The 15,815-nt window shown below is 70.2% G+C and carries 13 protein-coding genes and 1 pseudogene; 9 read left to right on the top strand and 5 right to left on the bottom strand.

Annotated features, from left to right (window positions below):
* The first annotated feature begins 37 nt into the window (after positions 1-37).
* The 4 genes from JSY14_RS06105 to JSY14_RS06090 all read left to right on the top strand — a co-directional run bounded on the left by JSY14_RS06105 (position 38) and on the right by JSY14_RS06090 (position 3,506).
* Complete coding sequence (locus JSY14_RS06105; RefSeq protein ID WP_259557905.1) at positions 38-379, top strand: lactococcin 972 family bacteriocin; 342 nt, start codon at positions 38-40, stop codon at positions 377-379.
* An 86-nt stretch (positions 380-465) separates the two neighbouring features.
* The gene (locus JSY14_RS06100) at positions 466-2,430 is read left to right on the top strand and encodes a hypothetical protein (protein ID WP_259557904.1); all 1,965 of its coding nucleotides are present in this window, start codon (positions 466-468) and stop codon (positions 2,428-2,430) included.
* Between the two features lie 9 nt (positions 2,431-2,439).
* Complete coding sequence (locus tag JSY14_RS06095) at positions 2,440-3,108, top strand: ABC transporter ATP-binding protein (protein ID WP_259557903.1); 669 nt, start codon at positions 2,440-2,442, stop codon at positions 3,106-3,108.
* 2 nt (positions 3,109-3,110) lie between these two features.
* Positions 3,111-3,506: a hypothetical protein gene (locus JSY14_RS06090; RefSeq protein ID WP_259557902.1), complete on the top strand. Its 396-nt coding sequence runs from the start codon at positions 3,111-3,113 to the stop codon at positions 3,504-3,506.
* Positions 3,507-3,546: 40 nt separating this feature from the next.
* Here JSY14_RS06090 and JSY14_RS06085 read toward each other — a convergent pair whose 3' ends face one another.
* From JSY14_RS06085 to JSY14_RS06075, 3 genes and pseudogenes are all read right to left on the bottom strand, one after another.
* Positions 3,547-4,497: an integrase core domain-containing protein gene (locus tag JSY14_RS06085; RefSeq protein ID WP_259557901.1), complete on the bottom strand. Its 951-nt coding sequence runs from the start codon at positions 4,495-4,497 to the stop codon at positions 3,547-3,549.
* Positions 4,494-4,811, bottom strand: a complete 318-nt coding sequence (locus tag JSY14_RS06080; protein ID WP_259557899.1) for a transposase — start codon at positions 4,809-4,811, stop codon at positions 4,494-4,496. The genes JSY14_RS06085 and JSY14_RS06080 overlap by 4 nt, the downstream gene beginning before the upstream one ends.
* A gap of 14 nt (positions 4,812-4,825) precedes the next feature.
* A pseudogene (locus tag JSY14_RS06075) lies at positions 4,826-5,803 on the bottom strand (IS481 family transposase).
* A 510-nt stretch (positions 5,804-6,313) separates the two neighbouring features.
* Between JSY14_RS06075 and JSY14_RS06070 the strand changes: the two are divergent.
* Genes JSY14_RS06070 through JSY14_RS06050 form a run of 5 tightly spaced genes read left to right on the top strand, consistent with a single transcriptional unit; the run spans position 6,314 to position 12,784 of the window.
* Positions 6,314-9,646 carry an efflux RND transporter permease subunit gene (locus JSY14_RS06070; protein ID WP_259557898.1) on the top strand — a complete coding sequence of 1,111 codons (3,333 nt, stop codon included), beginning with the start codon at positions 6,314-6,316 and terminating at the stop codon, positions 9,644-9,646.
* A gap of 9 nt (positions 9,647-9,655) precedes the next feature.
* Positions 9,656-9,787: a hypothetical protein gene (locus JSY14_RS06065; RefSeq protein ID WP_259557897.1), complete on the top strand. Its 132-nt coding sequence runs from the start codon at positions 9,656-9,658 to the stop codon at positions 9,785-9,787.
* Positions 9,788-9,792: 5 nt separating this feature from the next.
* The gene (locus JSY14_RS06060; protein WP_259557896.1) at positions 9,793-11,328 is read left to right on the top strand and encodes a sensor histidine kinase; all 1,536 of its coding nucleotides are present in this window, start codon (positions 9,793-9,795) and stop codon (positions 11,326-11,328) included.
* Positions 11,309-12,016: a response regulator transcription factor gene (locus JSY14_RS06055; RefSeq protein ID WP_259557894.1), complete on the top strand. Its 708-nt coding sequence runs from the start codon at positions 11,309-11,311 to the stop codon at positions 12,014-12,016. The genes JSY14_RS06060 and JSY14_RS06055 overlap by 20 nt, the downstream gene beginning before the upstream one ends.
* Positions 12,017-12,073: 57 nt before the next feature.
* Positions 12,074-12,784, top strand: coding sequence for a hypothetical protein (locus tag JSY14_RS06050; protein ID WP_259557893.1), 711 nt, complete (start codon positions 12,074-12,076; stop codon positions 12,782-12,784).
* A gap of 105 nt (positions 12,785-12,889) precedes the next feature.
* Here the strand turns inward: JSY14_RS06050 and JSY14_RS06045 are convergent, their stop codons facing one another.
* Both JSY14_RS06045 and JSY14_RS06040 read right to left on the bottom strand, forming a co-directional pair.
* Positions 12,890-14,554 carry an ABC transporter transmembrane domain-containing protein gene (locus JSY14_RS06045; protein ID WP_259557892.1) on the bottom strand — a complete coding sequence of 555 codons (1,665 nt, stop codon included), beginning with the start codon at positions 14,552-14,554 and terminating at the stop codon, positions 12,890-12,892.
* Positions 14,541-15,809, bottom strand: coding sequence for a DUF1611 domain-containing protein (locus JSY14_RS06040; protein ID WP_259557891.1), 1,269 nt, complete (start codon positions 15,807-15,809; stop codon positions 14,541-14,543). The genes JSY14_RS06045 and JSY14_RS06040 overlap by 14 nt, the downstream gene beginning before the upstream one ends.
* Positions 15,810-15,815: the final 6 nt, after the last annotated feature.

Below are 15,815 nucleotides of genomic sequence, written 5' to 3'. Positions count from 1 at the left end.
CGCACACCGTGCCCCTGCCATCTCGAATGGGGTGTGAATGATGCGGAAGTTTACGAAGGCCCTGGCTGGTGCCTCGATCGCGGCCGGGCTCGTGCTCGGCGGATCGGTGACTGGCGCGAGTGCATGGGAGTCGGTGGGCCTGAAGACGCGGTACCCGTCGGTGGGCGGCACCTGGCAGTACGGCTTCTCGAACGCCGCCCTGCGGTCCTATTACACGGTGAACAAGTGCCACGGCAGCTCAGTGCAGAAGACCGAGAACGGCAAGATCGTGAACACGTCGCGCAGCATCAACACCGCCTCGGGCAAGAAGTCGATCGCCGAGATCGCCACGCTCAACTACGCAAGCCTGGACGGGAACTACTTCTACCGCACCTGCTGACGTACTACCAAGGGCCGCTTGCCTCGGCGCGTTCCGCCGCGTCGAGGCAAGCGGCCCTGCCGGCCGGTTCCGTCTCGAGGAGGACTGTGTACCGCAAGATCATCGCCGTCACTGCAGTCGCGCTGTATACGTTGCTGGCGTTCCTGGCAGCAGTCGTGACGGATTTCCATGACCGCTACAACCCGCAGTCCATCGGCGTCAACGCGAAGCTGATCGTCGATTTCTCGCAGTCACAGATCAGCGACGCGGATGCACTCGTCGCGCTGCAGGAACTGGACAGTGACGGCGGGCTCGGGTTGTTCAAGCTCGCGCCCGACCTCGACAGCGCGGGCGGTCAAGTATTCGTCGATCTCAGCGCGGACAGCGCGGCTCAGACCGTCGGGTGGTTCGGCAACTATGCACCAGCTCAGATCGTCGGCGTCGAGCGGCTGGCGAACTCGTCGCCCGACGGTACTTACCTGGTGACCGGCGAGGGGGATCTCGACGGCGCCGTCGACTCTCTCACCGAGCGGGGAGTCATCGTCGACCGCGTAGATGTGTCGACGCTGGACAGCATCCTGAATTTGTCCCAGCAGGCGGGTTTCGCCGCGCCTGTGCTCGCCGCCTGCGCACTGGTCGCGGCGATCACCGTCTTCTGGCTCGCGATCAAGGCCCGTTCGCGTGCGTTGAGAGTGCTCGCTGGAGCTGCACCGTGGCGTATCCAGGCGCAGGACCTCGGCGTGCTAGTGATCACGCTTCTCACCACTGCGGTCGGGGTCGCCGCCGTGGCGTCCTGCCTCGTCGGACTGACTCGGGGTTGGACCTATGTGCCCGTCTTCCTCTCGATCGCTGCCACGTTCGAGGGAGCTACGCTCGCGGCGTCGGTGTTGGTCGCGTTGCTGTTGTCAGCGTCATCGTGGCCGAGCGTGGAGGTCATTGCGCGCCGACTGCCGGCGGTGAAGAGTCTTCGCTGGGCGGCGCGCGTGGTGCAGATCGGGACGCTGATCACCCTGATCGCGTTCGCTGGGCCGGCGTGGGCGGCCGCGGCCGATGCGCAACGCACCGCCGTCCAGTTGGATGCGTGGAACGAACTGTCAGATCAGGTGATGCTTTCCTTCGATATCCCCGATGAAGATATGGACACCGTCGCTCCGCAAGTGGACAGGATCGTGGGCAGCGCGGAGAGCGACGGGGAGGCTGCGCTGTCGTACGCGATTACCGAGGAGCAGTGGGCGGGCGACTTCGGGGAGTACGATGCGATCGCTCTGGTGAACCGCCAGTGGATCTCATTGATGGAGCGTGCTCTCGGCCCCGATGCTCTTCGCCCGGTTGCTCCTGATGCGCTGAACGTAATGCTCTCGCGAGAGCTGGGCCCCTCGCTGGAGCTTTGGAGCCGCGGCGGAACAGAGGCGCGTGGAGTCGACGATCTGAGAGCATTCGAGCCGGCGACCGATGCGCCGTTCCCCGTGATCAATGGCGGCGCGGCCGGGCAGCTCACTTTCTCGAGCGACGTGCTTGTGCTGGAGGTGCCGCGAATCAGCGCGTTCTTTGATGCGCCCAACATCGTCAGTCTCGCGTCGACCGGGAACATCGTGTTCACAGGCGTCGCCTCGACCCAGAACCGCCTCGATGCCGAGAAGCTCACTCCTGATGGGCTGGCAGAACTCGGCATCGAAGGCACCATCCGCCCGCTGTACGTCGCGGAGCAGGGCATCCTGGAAGCGCAGTTCGCGGCTTATCTCTCGCAACTGCTGGCGATATCGCTCGCGGCCCTCACTATCGCATTCTTGGTGGCCTCGGCCGTCACCGCCATGATCTCGGGACTCATCAACGCGCGTCGCGACTTCCCCCTGCGCTTGACGGGATCGACTTGGGCAGAAGTCGTGCGGTCCCGCGCATTGCTGGACGTCGGCATGGGCACCGTGATCGCGATCGTGATCATCGCGATCCAACCCGTCTCGACCATGGCGGTCACGGCGCTTGCCTCCGCGTTCGCCATCATCGCCATCTACGGAAGCCACTTGATCGCCGCACGCGCGGTCTTCGACCGTGTCGTGCATCGAAAGCTCTAGGAGGATCCCGTGCTGATCGAAGGAAACAACCTGTCGGTAGCGATCGACGGACGCGAGATCGTCGCGGACGAGTCCGTGCGATGCGCACCGGGCGAGATGACCGCTCTAGTCGGCCCGAGCGGTTCGGGCAAGACCACCTTGCTGCATGCTCTCGGCCTGCTCCTGCCGGTGAGCCGCGGGCACATCCTCGTGGACGGCAAAGACGTGACCAGTTATGACGGTGGACAACGCCGAAGGTTCTGGCGGGATCATGCGGCGTTCGTGTTGCAGGACTATGGAATCGTCGATGACGAGTCCGTCGGGTTCAACGTCACGATGCGCGGGCAGCGTCGTGCGACGAACGCGGACGCCCGCCTGAGCGCCGCGCTGGAGCAAACCGGTCTAGCGGGCCGCGCTGGCGAAACCGCCAGTCACCTCAGCGGTGGAGAGAAGCAGCGGCTGGCACTTGCGCGAGCAATCTACCGCCGCGCGTCGGTCCTGTTTGTCGACGAACCCACCGCGTCTCTCGACGCGCGCAACCGCCACACGGTGATCGAACTCTTCACCGGCTTCGCACGGCAAGGAGCAACCGTGGTCGTCTCCACTCACGACGAGGAGATGATCGCCGCCTGCGACAGCCGCCACCCGATGGGGATGCGAGAAGTCCAGACCGTGACCACCGCAACAGGCAGGAGATGACAATGACCACCCAGCAAGAACAGCAGCAGTCGGCATCGAAGCGTAACCGCACCGCGACCGTCACGATTCTCGGGCTGATCGTCGTTGCCGGCGTGCTCGGCGCGGCCGCCCTCTTCGGAGGACTCTTCCCGAGGAGCGCGACGACGCATCCGCCGTGCGACGAGTTGCCGACCAGCCAAGAGGTGGACGCCGCGCTTGCTGCCCACAGCGAACTCGCCGAGCAACTCACCGCTCAGGGAACGGAGATCACGGTACAGGTCGCGAACCCCTGCACTGATGCTCCCGACGCGGCCCTCATACAGGTGAACTACGCCACAGACCAGGAACGCACCAAAATCGATCAGGTGCTCACCAACGCCGACGGATTCGGCGTTCCTGTTTACGTCGTCAAGAAGTAAACGGGCGGCGGGTCGCCGCGAGCCGAGCTGCTGTCCCGCGTCAAGTAGTTGGCAGGATTTCTTCTGTTTCAAAGGTGGGGGTGGTGGGGTCGGCCAGGCCGAGGTGCACCTCCAGTGGCCGGTTCCAGGCGATCGCCTCATGCGGGCGCTCGGTGTTGTACTCGACTCGGTAGTCCTCGGCCCGCTCGATGAGCGTCAAGGCGTCCGGGATCTCGTCGAGGAACAGCCGCTCGTACTTCAGCGTCCCGAACCCGCGTTCGCGTGACCCGTTCTGGCCTGGCGACTTCACCCGGGTGCGGACATGCCGAAGCTCGGGGTGACGCATGATGAACAACTCGAAGTTCAACGACCGGAACGGGCCGCCATTGTCCGTGACGATGGTGAGGACCGGCAGCAGCTCCCCGGTGTCCGCATCGACCTGACACTCGTCGACGAGCGGGTGCCCGCACAGACGCTCGTACTCGGCCAAGGCGAGTTCGATCGCGGCGATCGCGTCGTACTGGTTCGCCGTCGGCGACACATGGAACGGGTACTCGAGCTTCGAGAACCATTCCCGACACCCCGCGATCCGCCAGGTCCCGCCCTGGGTGGTCTCGAACTCGCTGAAGTCCAGCTGCCACACCTGGTTCGGTCCGGTCGGGTTGCGAGCGAACGCTGCCTTCCGGTCCTTCGCCAACTCCCGGCGCTGCTTCTGGTACTCCGACGGCACGATCAGCCCGTCGTCACGCAGCAGCCGCAGCACCGTCGCCTGCGACACCTTGTGCCCGTCGTGCCGCGTCATCGCCCAGATTTTCCGGTGACCCCTCGTCGGCTTCGCCAGCGCATGCTTCACCACCAGCGGCCGAGCGGCATCCCTCGCCGGCTGCGGCCGCGGCCCCTTCGGCGGCTGTTCCTGCCGCGCCTTGGCCTGCCAGCGTCGCCAGGTGCGTTCGGGCATGTCGATCAGCTTGCAGAACCTCGCGGTCGACATGCCCGCCTCGACGCGGATCACCTCGAGGTCCTCGAAGGGCCCAAGCGTCCCTCCGCGGACTTCTTCCATACCCGGATCTCGACCGCCGCCTCACCGAGCGCCTGGGTCAGCTCCGCGACCTCCGCCTCGAGCTGCTGCTCCCGGGTCGAGGGCCCGTTCTTGCCCGCCGCGAGACTCGTCTTCCCGGCCTCGAGGAAGTCCGCCTTCCACCGGCCGATCGACTGCTCGCTGACCTTCTCGCGCCTGGCCGCCTCGGCGATCGTCATCTCGTCGGCGAGGATGCTCAGCACGATCCTCGTCTTCTTCTCCACCGGGATCACAGGTGGTCTTCCCATGTCGAACTCTCCGCTCAGGACTCAATCAATGGTCCTGCCACAAAGTCTGACGCGCGACATTCGGCAGGGGTGGAGCCTCCGAGCTCGGTGTGGGGTCTGTGGTGATTGTGGTGATGGAGCCAGTTGTCGTAGGTGGCTGCGCGGTCAGCGTCTGACTGGTAGGTCTGCGCGTAGGCCCACTCGGTGGCGAGGGTGCGGTTGAAGCGCTCGACTTTCCCGTTCGTCTGGGGTCGGTAGGGGCGGGTGTGGCGATGCTTCACCCCGGCACCGAGCGCGTCGGTGAACGCGTGCGAGCGATAGCAGGACCCGTTGTCGGTCATCACGGCCGTGACGGTGATGCCGTGCTCGGCGAAGAACGCCCGGGCGCGGGTCTAGAACGCTGCGGCGGTCTCCTTGCGTTCATCGTCGAGTTGCTCGGAGTAGGCAAGGCGGGTGGCATCGTCGACCGCGTGATGCAGGAACGCGTACCCCAGTCCCTGCTTCTTGTTGTTGCGATTCCCGGCCTGCCTGCCGAGCATGCGCCAGCCGCCGCCGTCCGGGATCCGGCCGAGCTTCTTGATGTCCACATGGACCAGCTCGCCCGGGATCTGCTTCTCGTAGCGGACCGGCGCGGTCTTGCGGACCGGGAGCCCGGTGGCCTGGTCGAGATGATGTAGCAGCGGCATCCGGTACCGGGCGAGAACCCGCCCGACCGTGGAGCGCGGGATCCCGAGGTGGTAGCCGATGCGGTGCGGTCCCCACCGCCGGGTGAACCGCAACGACACGATCCGATGTTCCCGCCGCGCCGACAAGCGTGACGGCGAGCGATGTGGGCGTGACGGCCGGTCGGTCAGCGACTGTCCTGCCCGGTATCGCCGGGCCCACCGCGACGCGGTCGCCGGTGAGACCTGGAACCGTTCCGCGGCCCGCCTGACGGTCCAGCCGTCATCGACGATCAGGGAAGCGAGTCGGCGACGCCCCTCCGGCGTCAAAGGCGCGTTAGCGTGAATCACGAAGACCTCCGTGGAACGAACTGTGAGTGTGGTTACCCACATCGTTCCCGGAGGTCCTCGCCTACCTCAGCCGTTCACAACGTGTCGGGGAAGAACAGCTAGCGAGTGGAGGACAGCGGATGTCCGCAATTCGGTACGGAGTCTCCCGGGTTGACGTGTCCTGTTGCGTCCCGGGTGTCTGACATGAGGCATATCTGAGGGTCGACGGGTGGTAGATGTGGACACGGAATGTCCGCCATTCGTCAGTCTCGCGGGAGTGGTTCCGGATCACGACACGACGGCGCGACGCCCCGCGTCGTGGAGTAGCCCCGCTGTGGAGCGGTCTCGCTGCCCACGGTCCCGCTGTGGAGCGGTCTCGCTGCCCAACGGCCCCCCGTGGCATGGCCCCCGGCGCGCGGCGTCTTTCGTTCAGCAACCCCCGCCGAAAGTCGCACGTCGGCTGTCGGGGCCCCGTGGTCGAATGGAGCCGCGCCCCGGATCGGGGTCGCACGCCGCGTCCCGGGAGGTTCCGTGCATCGCCTCGCCCAGCTCAGCCTCGCCAACCGTGCCTTCATCGCGCTCGTCTGCGTGGTGGTGTCGGTGCTGGGTGCGCTGTCCATGACCACCCTGCGGCAGGAACTGATCCCGTCGATCGCCCTGCCGCAGATCCAGATCGTCACGCCCGCCGTCGGCTCCTCGTCGGAGCAGGTCGATACGCGGGTCTCCGGCCCCATCGAGCAGGCCGTGCGGGGCCTCGAGAACGTCGAATCGACCCGTTCGACGTCCCGGCCGGGTCTGTCGATGGTGACGGTGGAACTCACCTACGGCACGGACGTGGCCCGCAGCGCGAACCAGGTCGATGCCGCGCTGTCCCGCATTGATGACCAGCTGCCCGAGGGCGCCGACCCCCAGGTGATCTCCGGAGGTTCCGGGGACATCCCCGCCGTCGTCCTCGCCGTGTCCTCCGACCTCGCCCCTGCGGAGCTCGGCACCCGGCTCGACACCGCTGTCATCACCGAACTCGAACGCATCGACGGGGTCTCCTCCGTCATCGTCGCCGGCGCGCCGGAGCAGGTCGTGCGGATCACCCCCGACCAGGACGAACTCACGGCCCGCGGCCTCACCGATGACGACATCACCGCCGCTCTCGACGCCAGCGGCCTCAGCGTGCCCGGGGGGACCGTCACCGACGGCAACCGCTCCCTGGATGTGACCGTGGGCCGGCCGCTGTCCTCGATCGAGGACCTCGAAGCCATCACGATCCTCCCGCCCGCCGGGGCCGATGCGCAGGGCCAGCAGGGCGCGAGCCAGCAGGGTGCGGGGCAGCCGGGCACGGGACAGCAGGGGGCCGACGCCCAGGGCCAGCCCGCCCCCGCGTCACCCGCCCCCGTCACCACCCTCGGGGACGTCGCCACGGTCGAGCGCACCACCGAAGACCCGACCAGCGTCTCCCGCACCAACGGCCGCGAATCCCTGGTCCTGGTCGTCACCGCCACCGCGACCGGCAACGTCGTCGACGTCTCCGACGAGGTCGCCGCGACGCTGGAGCGCACCCTGCCCGGTGTCGGCGGGAACGCCCGCCGCGACGTCGTCTTCGACCAGGCACCGTTCATCCAGGACTCCATCGTCACCCTGGCGGAGGAGGGCCTGCTCGGTCTCGGCTTCGCCGTCGCCGTGATCCTGCTGTTCCTGCGGGCGCTGCGGCCGACGCTGGTCACCGCCATCTCCATCCCGCTGTCGCTGCTGATGGCCTTCGTGGGGATGCTGGTCTCCGGCTACACCCTGAACATGCTGACCCTCGCGGCCCTGACGATCTCCATCGGCCGCGTCGTCGACGACTCCATCGTGGTGATCGAGAACATCACCCGCCACCTCTCCTACGGCAAACCCCGCACCCGCGCGATCCTCGACGCCGTCCGCGAGGTCGCCGGCGCCGTCACCAGTTCCACCCTCGCCACCGTCGTGGTGTTCCTGCCGGTCGCCGTGGTCTCCGGCATGGCCGGGGAGCTGTTCCGGCCGTTCTCCCTCACCGTCGCGATCGCCATGCTGTCCTCGCTGCTGGTGTCGCTCACCATCGTGCCGGTCCTCGCCTACTGGTTCCTGCGCGCCCCCAAGGCCGCCCGCGACCTCGACCCCGAGGACACCGCCGCCGTCGCGCGTGTGCGGGAGGCCGCCGAGGTGAAGGAGCGCCGTGGCCTCGCCCACCGCCTCTACGCCCCGACGCTGCGCACCGCCCTGCGCCACCGCATCCTCACGCTGCTCGCCGCCGTCGCGGTGCTCGTCGGCACCGGGTTCCTGCTGCCCCTGCTCACAGTCAACTTCCTCAGCGATTCCGGTCAGAACCTCGCCTCCTACCGGCAGACCCTCCCGGCGGGCACCAGCCTCGACGAATCCACCGACGCCGCCGGACGCGCCGAGGACGCCCTGATGGCCGTCGACGGCGTGCGCACCGTGCAGACCACCATCGGCGCCGACCAGTTCGGCATGGGCGGCACCCCCAACGAGATCAGCTACCAGGTCACCACCGATGAGGGCGCCGACCAGGAGGCGCTGCGTGCCGACATGCTCGCCGCCCTCGAGGGCATGCCCGATGCCGGGGACATCGAGGAACTGACCACCGGCGGCCCGACCGGCTCCACCTCCGTCGACATCCAGATCACCGGCCCGACCCCCCAGGCCCGCGAACAGGCCGAGAAGGCGATCCGGGAGCAGCTCGACCCGCTGCCCGAGGGTGTTGCCGAGATCGCCAGTGACCTGCAGGCCGAACAGCCGACCGCGCAGATCACCGTCGACCGGGAGGCCGCCGCCGAGCGCGGACTCACCGAGGAGGCCGTCGTCGGGCTGGTCGCCCGGGAGCTGTTCCCCTCCGCCATCGGCACCATCACCCTGGACGACCAGGACATCGACATCCGCCTCGCCGGCAGCCAGGACGTCTCCACCCTGGAGCAGCTGCGCTCGATGGACGTCGCCGGGATCCCGCTCACGGACGTCGCGACCGTCGAGGAGGTGCAGACCCGCCCGCAGATCGTCACCGACAACACCCGCCAGACCGTCACCGTCTCCCTCACCCCGGCGGGGGAGGACGTCCGCACCGTCACCCAGGCCGCACAGCAGGCGATCGACGCCGCCGACCTTCCCGACGGCGTGCAGGCGACCCTCGGCGGCACCGCGGAGGACATCGCCGACACCTTCGGTCAGCTGGGCATCGCGATCGTCGCGGCGATCCTCCTGACCTACGTGCTGCTGGTGTGGATCTTCAAGTCCCTCATGCAGCCGCTGATCCTGCTGGTGTCGATCCCCTTCGCCGCCACCGGAGCCTTCGTCGCGCTGCTGGTCACGGGGGTGCCCCTGGGATTGCCCGCCATGATCGGCCTGCTGATGCTGGTCGGCATCGTCGTCACCAACGCGATCGTGCTGATTGACCTGGTCAACCAGTACCGACGCGCGGGCCAGGGTCTCGACGAGGCCCTGGAAGCCGGTGCCCACACCCGTCTGCGGCCGATCCTCATGACCGCCGCCGCGACCGTCTTCGCCCTGCTGCCGATGGCGTTCGGGATCACCGGCAGCGGTGGTGGGTTCATCTCGCAGCCCCTCGCGGTGGTGGTGATCGGCGGCCTCGTCTCCTCGACCCTGCTGACGCTGGTGATCGTGCCGGTGCTGTATCGGATCGCCGAGGGCCCGGGGGAGAAGCGGCGCCTGCGCCGTGAGGCCGCCGAGCAGCAGCGGCGGGCCGATCGGGAGGCGCGGCAGACCGGTGAGGCGCGGCAGACCGGTGAGGCACGAGGGGCCGTGGAGCCGCGGGGCGCCCGCGACGTCAGCGAGAACCCCGAGGGCCGCGGTGATACCTCGCCGCCCGCGCCCTAGTCTGGACCGATGCGAGACCCCGCGCCCTCCGCGCCGCCGTGCGACACCCCCCGGCCGAGCCTGCTCCTGCGGCTGGTGATCCCCCTGGCCCTGCTGATCGGTGACCGCATCTGGTGGCCCGCCCGGGTGCCGCGAGGGTGAGCCGCATGTCCACGCCTCCCCGTCGCACCGTCCGGCTCCGCGTGCTGGTCGTGATGCTCACGGTGATGGTGCTGGGCTTCCTGCTGACCGGTCTGGTCACGTTCCTGCTGCAGGTGCGGTCGCTGGAGGACAACGTCCGCGGGCAGCTCGACCAGGAGGTGGCCGAGCTGCGCACCGCCGCGGAGTACCGGGCGCAGGACCCCGGCGCCCGCACCGGGGTCGCGAACCTGCTGCAGGCGGTGACCCGGTCCTCCGCCCCGAGCGACCATGAGGCGGTGCTGGCGATCGTCGACGGCACCCCCGCGTACCGGCCGGTGGAACAGGACTTTGACCTGGCCGATCCGGAGACGCTGCAGCAGGTGCGGGAGGCGTACGTGCCCGGACGCACCGTGCACACCACCCTCGACGTCCGCGGCCGCACCGTCCGCAGCGTGATCGCGTCGGTGCGTGTGGAGGGTGACCCTGCCGAAGGCATCTTCGTCGTCGGCATCGACGTCGGCCCGCAACACCGGGAGATCTGGCAGCGCGCCGGTGCGTACGCCGCTGCGGCCGCCGCCTCCGTGCTCATCGCCGGCACCGTCGGGGCGCTGCTCATCGGCCGCCTGCTGCGCCCCCTGGAGACCCTGCGCCGCGCCGCCGAGGAGGTCACCCACACGGACCTGTCGCGCCGGGTGCCGGTCCCGCCCACCGACGATGACGTCGCCGCGCTGGCCCTGACCGTCAACGGCATGTTGGAGCGGCTGGAGGACGCCTTCGACGGGCAGCGGCAGTTCCTCCGCGACGCCGGGCATGAACTGCGCACCCCGCTCACAGTGGTGCAGGGGACCCTGGAGACCACCGACCCCGACGACCCCGCTGACGTGCGCGAATCCCGCGAGATCGCCCTGGAGGAGCTGGAGCGGATGAGCCGCCTCGTCGGTGACCTGTCGGAGCTCGCTCGCGCGGGTCGGCCCGATTTCCTCACCCCGCGGCCCGTGGACCTCGACCTGTTCGCGCAGTCGCTGCTGGCCAGGGCCGAACACCTCGGCGGCGACCACCACTGGCTGTTGGAGGACTCGCCGGCAGGCGTCGCCGAATTCGACGATCAGCGACTCGCCCAGGCAGTGCTGCAACTGGCCGCGAATGCGGTGCGATACAGCCCGCCCGGCACCACCGTCACCCTCGGCGTGCACCGCCGGCCCGCCGACCGGACCGAACACGGCGAGATCCTCGAAGTGCACGTGGACGATGAAGGCCCGGGGGTGCCCGAGCACGAGCGGGAACGGATCTTCGACCGGTTCGCGCGGGGGACGGGCGTCACCGACACGGCCGGCACCGGCCTCGGCCTGCCCATCGTCCGGGCCATCGCCCAGGCGCACGGCGGCAGCGCGCATGTCACGGCGGCCCCCGGCGGCGGGGCGCGGTTCGTGCTGCGGGTACCGTCCCGGGGGAGCAGGACCGACGGTGCCACCGACGATCCCCACCCCCACAACCCCGATCCCGTTCCTGAGCCCGCCCCTGAGTCCCCCGGAGAACGCCCCGATGAGAATCCTGATCGCTGAGGACGAGCCGCGGATCGCCCGGTTCATGGACAAGGGCCTGACCGCCGCCGGATACACGACCACCGTGGTGCATGACGGCATCGCGGCCCTCGACCTCGCCTCGGCCGGGGAGGCCGATCTGCTGGTGCTCGACGTCGGCCTGCCGCGGCTCGACGGCTTTCAGGTGCTGCGGGCCCTGCGGGAATCCGGGTCCACGCTGCCGATCCTCATGGTCACCGCCCGCACGGGAGTGGAGGACACCGTGCAAGGGCTGGAGCTCGGGGCCAACGACTACATCGCCAAGCCCTTCCGGGTGGAGGAGCTCATCGCGCGGGTGCGGTTGCGGGCCCGGGAGGCCGCCGGGGCGGTGCACGACGGTGGGGCCTCGGACGTCCTCACCCACGGTGATCTGAGCCTCGACCTGCGCACCCGCATCGCTCGCTGTGTGGTGGACGGGCGGCCACGGGAGGTGGAGCTGTCGGCCCGCGAGTTCGCCCTCGCCGGGGTGTTCCTGCGTAGCCCCGACCAGGTGCTCACCCGCGACGTGCTGCTGTCACGCGCCTGGGGGTATGACTACGACGGCGCCTCCAACGTCGTCGACGTGTACGTGCGGTACCTGCGGGGGAAGCTCGGGGCCGATCGATTCGTGACGGTGCGCGGCGCCGGGTACCGGCTGATCAACCCGCAGCATCGCCCCGACGCCAGATGAGAGACCTCTCATCGTGGCCTCACCGGCATCTCACGCCGCACCGCCACCCTGCGGGTCATGAGATGGCTGCGGACCTCGGCGGCAGTGGGCGCAGTGGGCGCCGCCGCGATCACCCTCGCCCTGCTGCCCGAGGGGGCCACCCCGACCGATGACGCCCCCGGGGTGGTCGTCGGCAGCCCCGCCCCTGGCAGCGACCCCCGCGGTGGCGTACCCGGTGATGCGCGCGGTGGCTCTTCCGGCACCCTCGTCGACGGGAACCGCTCGGGTGGCCGCGACGCCGAGGCCGGGGACGTCGAGACGACGGGGCTGGCGCTACCGGTTCGTCCCGGCGCTGATCCGGGCCGGGAGGCCGGGGAGGCGTTCGCCGCTCCGACCAGCACCCTGACAGGCACAGGCCGGGTGCCAGCGGCCGATTCCGCCTCCGGTTCTCCCGCCCCGTCGGGTGCCGAGCGGGGGTCTGACTCGCCCCGCACCGCCGACCGCGACGGCGAGGTCGCGCAGACCGAAACCTCCCGGAACGGTGGCGACGGTACCGGCACGGGACGCACCCAGCGTGACTCCACCGATGATGCCCCCGCCGAGCGAACCACCACCCCGCGCGCATCGTCGGGTTCGACCGTGCCCTCACCGCGGCCGGCGCCCTCCCCGGTTCCGCGTCCAGCTGCCCCGGCCGGCGGTGTGTGTGAGTGGGACGACGGCGCCTGGGAGTGCGACGACGACAGCGACGATGACGGTGACGACGATGGCGACGACGATGGCGACGACTGACCCGATGCGCTGACGACGACGGGTGGCCACCCGCTCGCCTGGCCACCCGCCGACCTCGCCCGTCGGGTCGGCCTCTCCGGCTCTCGCTGAATCCGGCGGCGTCTCTCAGTCTGCTGCGCCCCCGGCACCGCTCTCCACCGGGTGATCGACGGCACCGACGGCCTGCGCCAGCTCGTCACCGCAGGTCATCACCACCACCCCCGGGTAGGCGCGCAGCTCCCGGACCAGGGCCTGCCGCCCTTCTGGGTCGAGGTCGGCATCGATGCCGTCCAGCAGCAACAGCGGGGGAGTGCCGTCCAGGGCTCGGGTGAGCAGCAGACGGGCTCGATCCGGGCGGCTCAGCGGTTCCCCACCGGAGCGCAGCCGCGTGCGCAGGCCCTTCGGCAGTCGCGACAGATCACCACCGAGCCGCTGGAACAGGGCGACGGCCTGCTCCTCCTCACCCTCGGGGCGGCGGTATCGCAGGGCCCGCAGCAGCGGGCCGCGCTCGATCACGGCCCCGGCGGCGGCATGCCCCACCAGTTCGCGGCGGGCGCGCCACCCCAGTGCTCGCAGGTTGTGACCGGCCACCCACACACTGTCGGGGTTCTGCTCCGGGTCGGACGTTCGGCCCACGACCCGGTCCAGCAGCCGGCTTGCCTCCGTTGGCACCGGACCGGTGAGGCGCACGATCATCCCGGGCAGACCCCGCACCGGGCCGTGCCGGTCCGTCAGGCCGGGGAGCTCCAGATGCACGGGGCCATGCCGGCGCCCCTGGGTGAGGGCATGCTCCTGCTCGCGGGGAGCGGAAACCTCAGCGGAGGCGCGCTCGTGCTCCCGGGCGCGGGCGCGGGCCTCCTCGGCGTCCTCGAGGGCGGGGCCGAGAACGGCGCGAGCGGCGCGGAACGTCTCGCGACGTTCGATGATGCGGCCGAGCTCCAGCACCGGTGCAGCGGCCAACCCGGCGATCGCCATCGCTGCGACGGTGGTCGACGCCGGCAACGCCAGGAATACCCCGGCCGCGGCCACCGCCAGGGTGGACAGGGACGACACGGTGGTGCCCGCGGCCTGCAGTGCTCCAGCAGCCCCCGCCCGCTCCACGGCGTGCTCGACCACGTCCGCACTGGCACGGTCCATGCCGCGCAGTTCCCGGTGGGTTCCCCCGGAGGCGAGGATCGTCGGCGCTGCGGAGACCGTGTCGCCGATGCGGGCGGCCAGGCGACCGCGCTGCCGGCGCAGCTCACGGGTGCGCTGGAACATCACCCGCGACCACACCGCCAACAGCACCGCCAGCAACGCCAGGGGCGCCGCGAACACCCCCGCCAGGGCCGGGTCCAGCAGGGCCAGCGCCACCGCCGACCCGGCGACCAGCGGGATCCCGACGGCCAGCGGGGCGATGCCCTGACTGACCCAGCCCCGCACACTGCTCAGGTCGTTCGTGGTGCGGGCCACCGTGACACCGAGGGACGTGGTGGCCCCGGGGGTGAGGGCATCACGCAGCAGACGCCCGCGCAGTTCGTGCACGTAATGCTGGCCCAGGCGCTCGGCGAGGACCCGCTGCTGCACCGTCAGCGCGCCCAGGGCCACCGCCGCCAGCACCAGCACCGCCGCAGCGCGGAGGAACAGATCCGACACCCCCGCGGGCGCCGCCTGCATCCGCACCAGCGCCCAGGCGGACACCCCCGCCACCGCCGCCTGCAGCAGCCCCAACAGCACCAGGATCGCGAGCCAGGCGGTGCGGGGGCCGCGCAGCAGCGGCGGTAGCGGGCCGGGGCGGTCAGCGGTCGGCATCGGTGCGGGTGTGAGCGGGGTCGATGCGGGTGCCCGCACCGGGGGCGCCGGGGACACCGTCACGGCTGCCGGTGCCGTCGGCGGCCGGTCGGATCTGCGCGAGCAGCGAGCGAGCGGTGTCAGCGTCCGCCAGCTGCATGGTGGGCACCACCGGGGCGTGGACAGCACGGCGGGTCTCTGCGGTCGCCAGCGGGGAACTGGTGAGCACCCCCGTCACGGCAGCGGGTGCGCGGCCCAGATCCGCCAGGGCGCGGGTCCCGCCCGTGGCCCCGAGGGCGTCCCCGGCGGCGAACACGATCCCATCGACCACCTGCGCGAACGACTCGGAGGCCAGCAGCTGCGCGGTCTCCCCCTGGAACAGCCCGTCAGCGATCTCCACCAGCACCACATCAGCCGTGCCTGGGGTGTCGGCACCGGCGATGAACCGTTCCAGCGGCTGCTCCGCGAGTGCGTCGACCAGGCTGTGGAAGAGGTCCTCGACCTCCTGCAGTGTGAGCCGGTACGTGGAGGAGATGCCGAAGTCGGTGAAGTCCAACACCCGGTGGGCGCCGGCGTCGCGGAACAGGCCGGCGTCATTGCCCGCCCCGGTGCCGGTGGCTTTGCCTGCGGCGACGCCCAGGCCCGCGGCAGCGAGCCCGTGCGCCAGGCACGCCAGCGCCGTCGACTTCCCGGAGTTCATGGAGGTGCCGAGAACGGCGATCACCGGGATGTCCAGGGCGCGGCGGGATGCCCGCTCGACCGCCGGCCGCACCTGCAGCTCCGCCAGACGGGACAGAGTGAGAGGCCCGTGTGCATCGCACAGCACCCCGACCGGTTCGAGGCAGGTGGGTTCGTCCAGACGATCGTGCTGGTCGATGACCAGGGAGGCGAGACCTCCGGCAGCCGCCAGATGACACGGACCGAGGTCCTCCGGCAGCTCCGCGAGGAACTGGTCGGCGGCGTAGCGGGCGCCGTAGGCGACGACGATCTCATCTCCGAGGAAGAGGGTGGCGCGGCGGGAATCGGGGCCCTCGAGTCGCTTGTGCTGGCCGATCGCCGTGACACGGGCCAGGACCAGCTCCCCGGTGGCGGGTCGATGGTCACGGTCGGACAGGTGCAGCCCGTCGAGGTGGGGCAGCTGCGCGGCGAGACGGCGGGTCTGGTAGGCGTGCTTGGCGGCGGCGACGCGCGCCCGCACCGCGTCGGGGGTCGACGCGGAGGGCGCCGGCAGCGGGGAGACAGGCGAGGGGGCCGGGGTGTCGAGCAGAGCAGTCATGGCGGG

Origin of the sequence: Brachybacterium sillae (genome assembly GCF_025028335.1) — a bacterium.
GTDB lineage: Bacteria > Actinomycetota > Actinomycetes > Actinomycetales > Dermabacteraceae > Brachybacterium > Brachybacterium sillae.
The sequence above is the reverse complement of the archived record's forward strand: the minus strand, read 5'-3'. Positions and strand labels throughout refer to the sequence as shown.

Bases quoted from the DNA above. Each gene is read 5' to 3' on its own strand.
- JSY14_RS06105 (WP_259557905.1), top strand. From the start codon at position 38: ATGATGCGGAAGTTTACGAAGGCCCTGGCTGGTGCCTCGATCGCGGCC.
- JSY14_RS06090 (WP_259557902.1), top strand. From the start codon at position 3,111: ATGACCACCCAGCAAGAACAGCAGCAGTCGGCATCGAAGCGTAACCGC.
- JSY14_RS06080 (WP_259557899.1), bottom strand. From the start codon at position 4,811: ATGGGAAGACCACCTGTGATCCCGGTGGAGAAGAAGACGAGGATCGTG.
- JSY14_RS06065 (WP_259557897.1), top strand. From the start codon at position 9,656: ATGCGAGACCCCGCGCCCTCCGCGCCGCCGTGCGACACCCCCCGGCCG.
- JSY14_RS06060 (WP_259557896.1), top strand. From the start codon at position 9,793: ATGTCCACGCCTCCCCGTCGCACCGTCCGGCTCCGCGTGCTGGTCGTG.
- JSY14_RS06055 (WP_259557894.1), top strand. From the start codon at position 11,309: ATGAGAATCCTGATCGCTGAGGACGAGCCGCGGATCGCCCGGTTCATG.
- JSY14_RS06050 (WP_259557893.1), top strand. From the start codon at position 12,074: ATGAGATGGCTGCGGACCTCGGCGGCAGTGGGCGCAGTGGGCGCCGCC.
- JSY14_RS06045 (WP_259557892.1), bottom strand. From the start codon at position 14,554: ATGCCGACCGCTGACCGCCCCGGCCCGCTACCGCCGCTGCTGCGCGGC.
- JSY14_RS06040 (WP_259557891.1), bottom strand. From the start codon at position 15,809: ATGACTGCTCTGCTCGACACCCCGGCCCCCTCGCCTGTCTCCCCGCTG.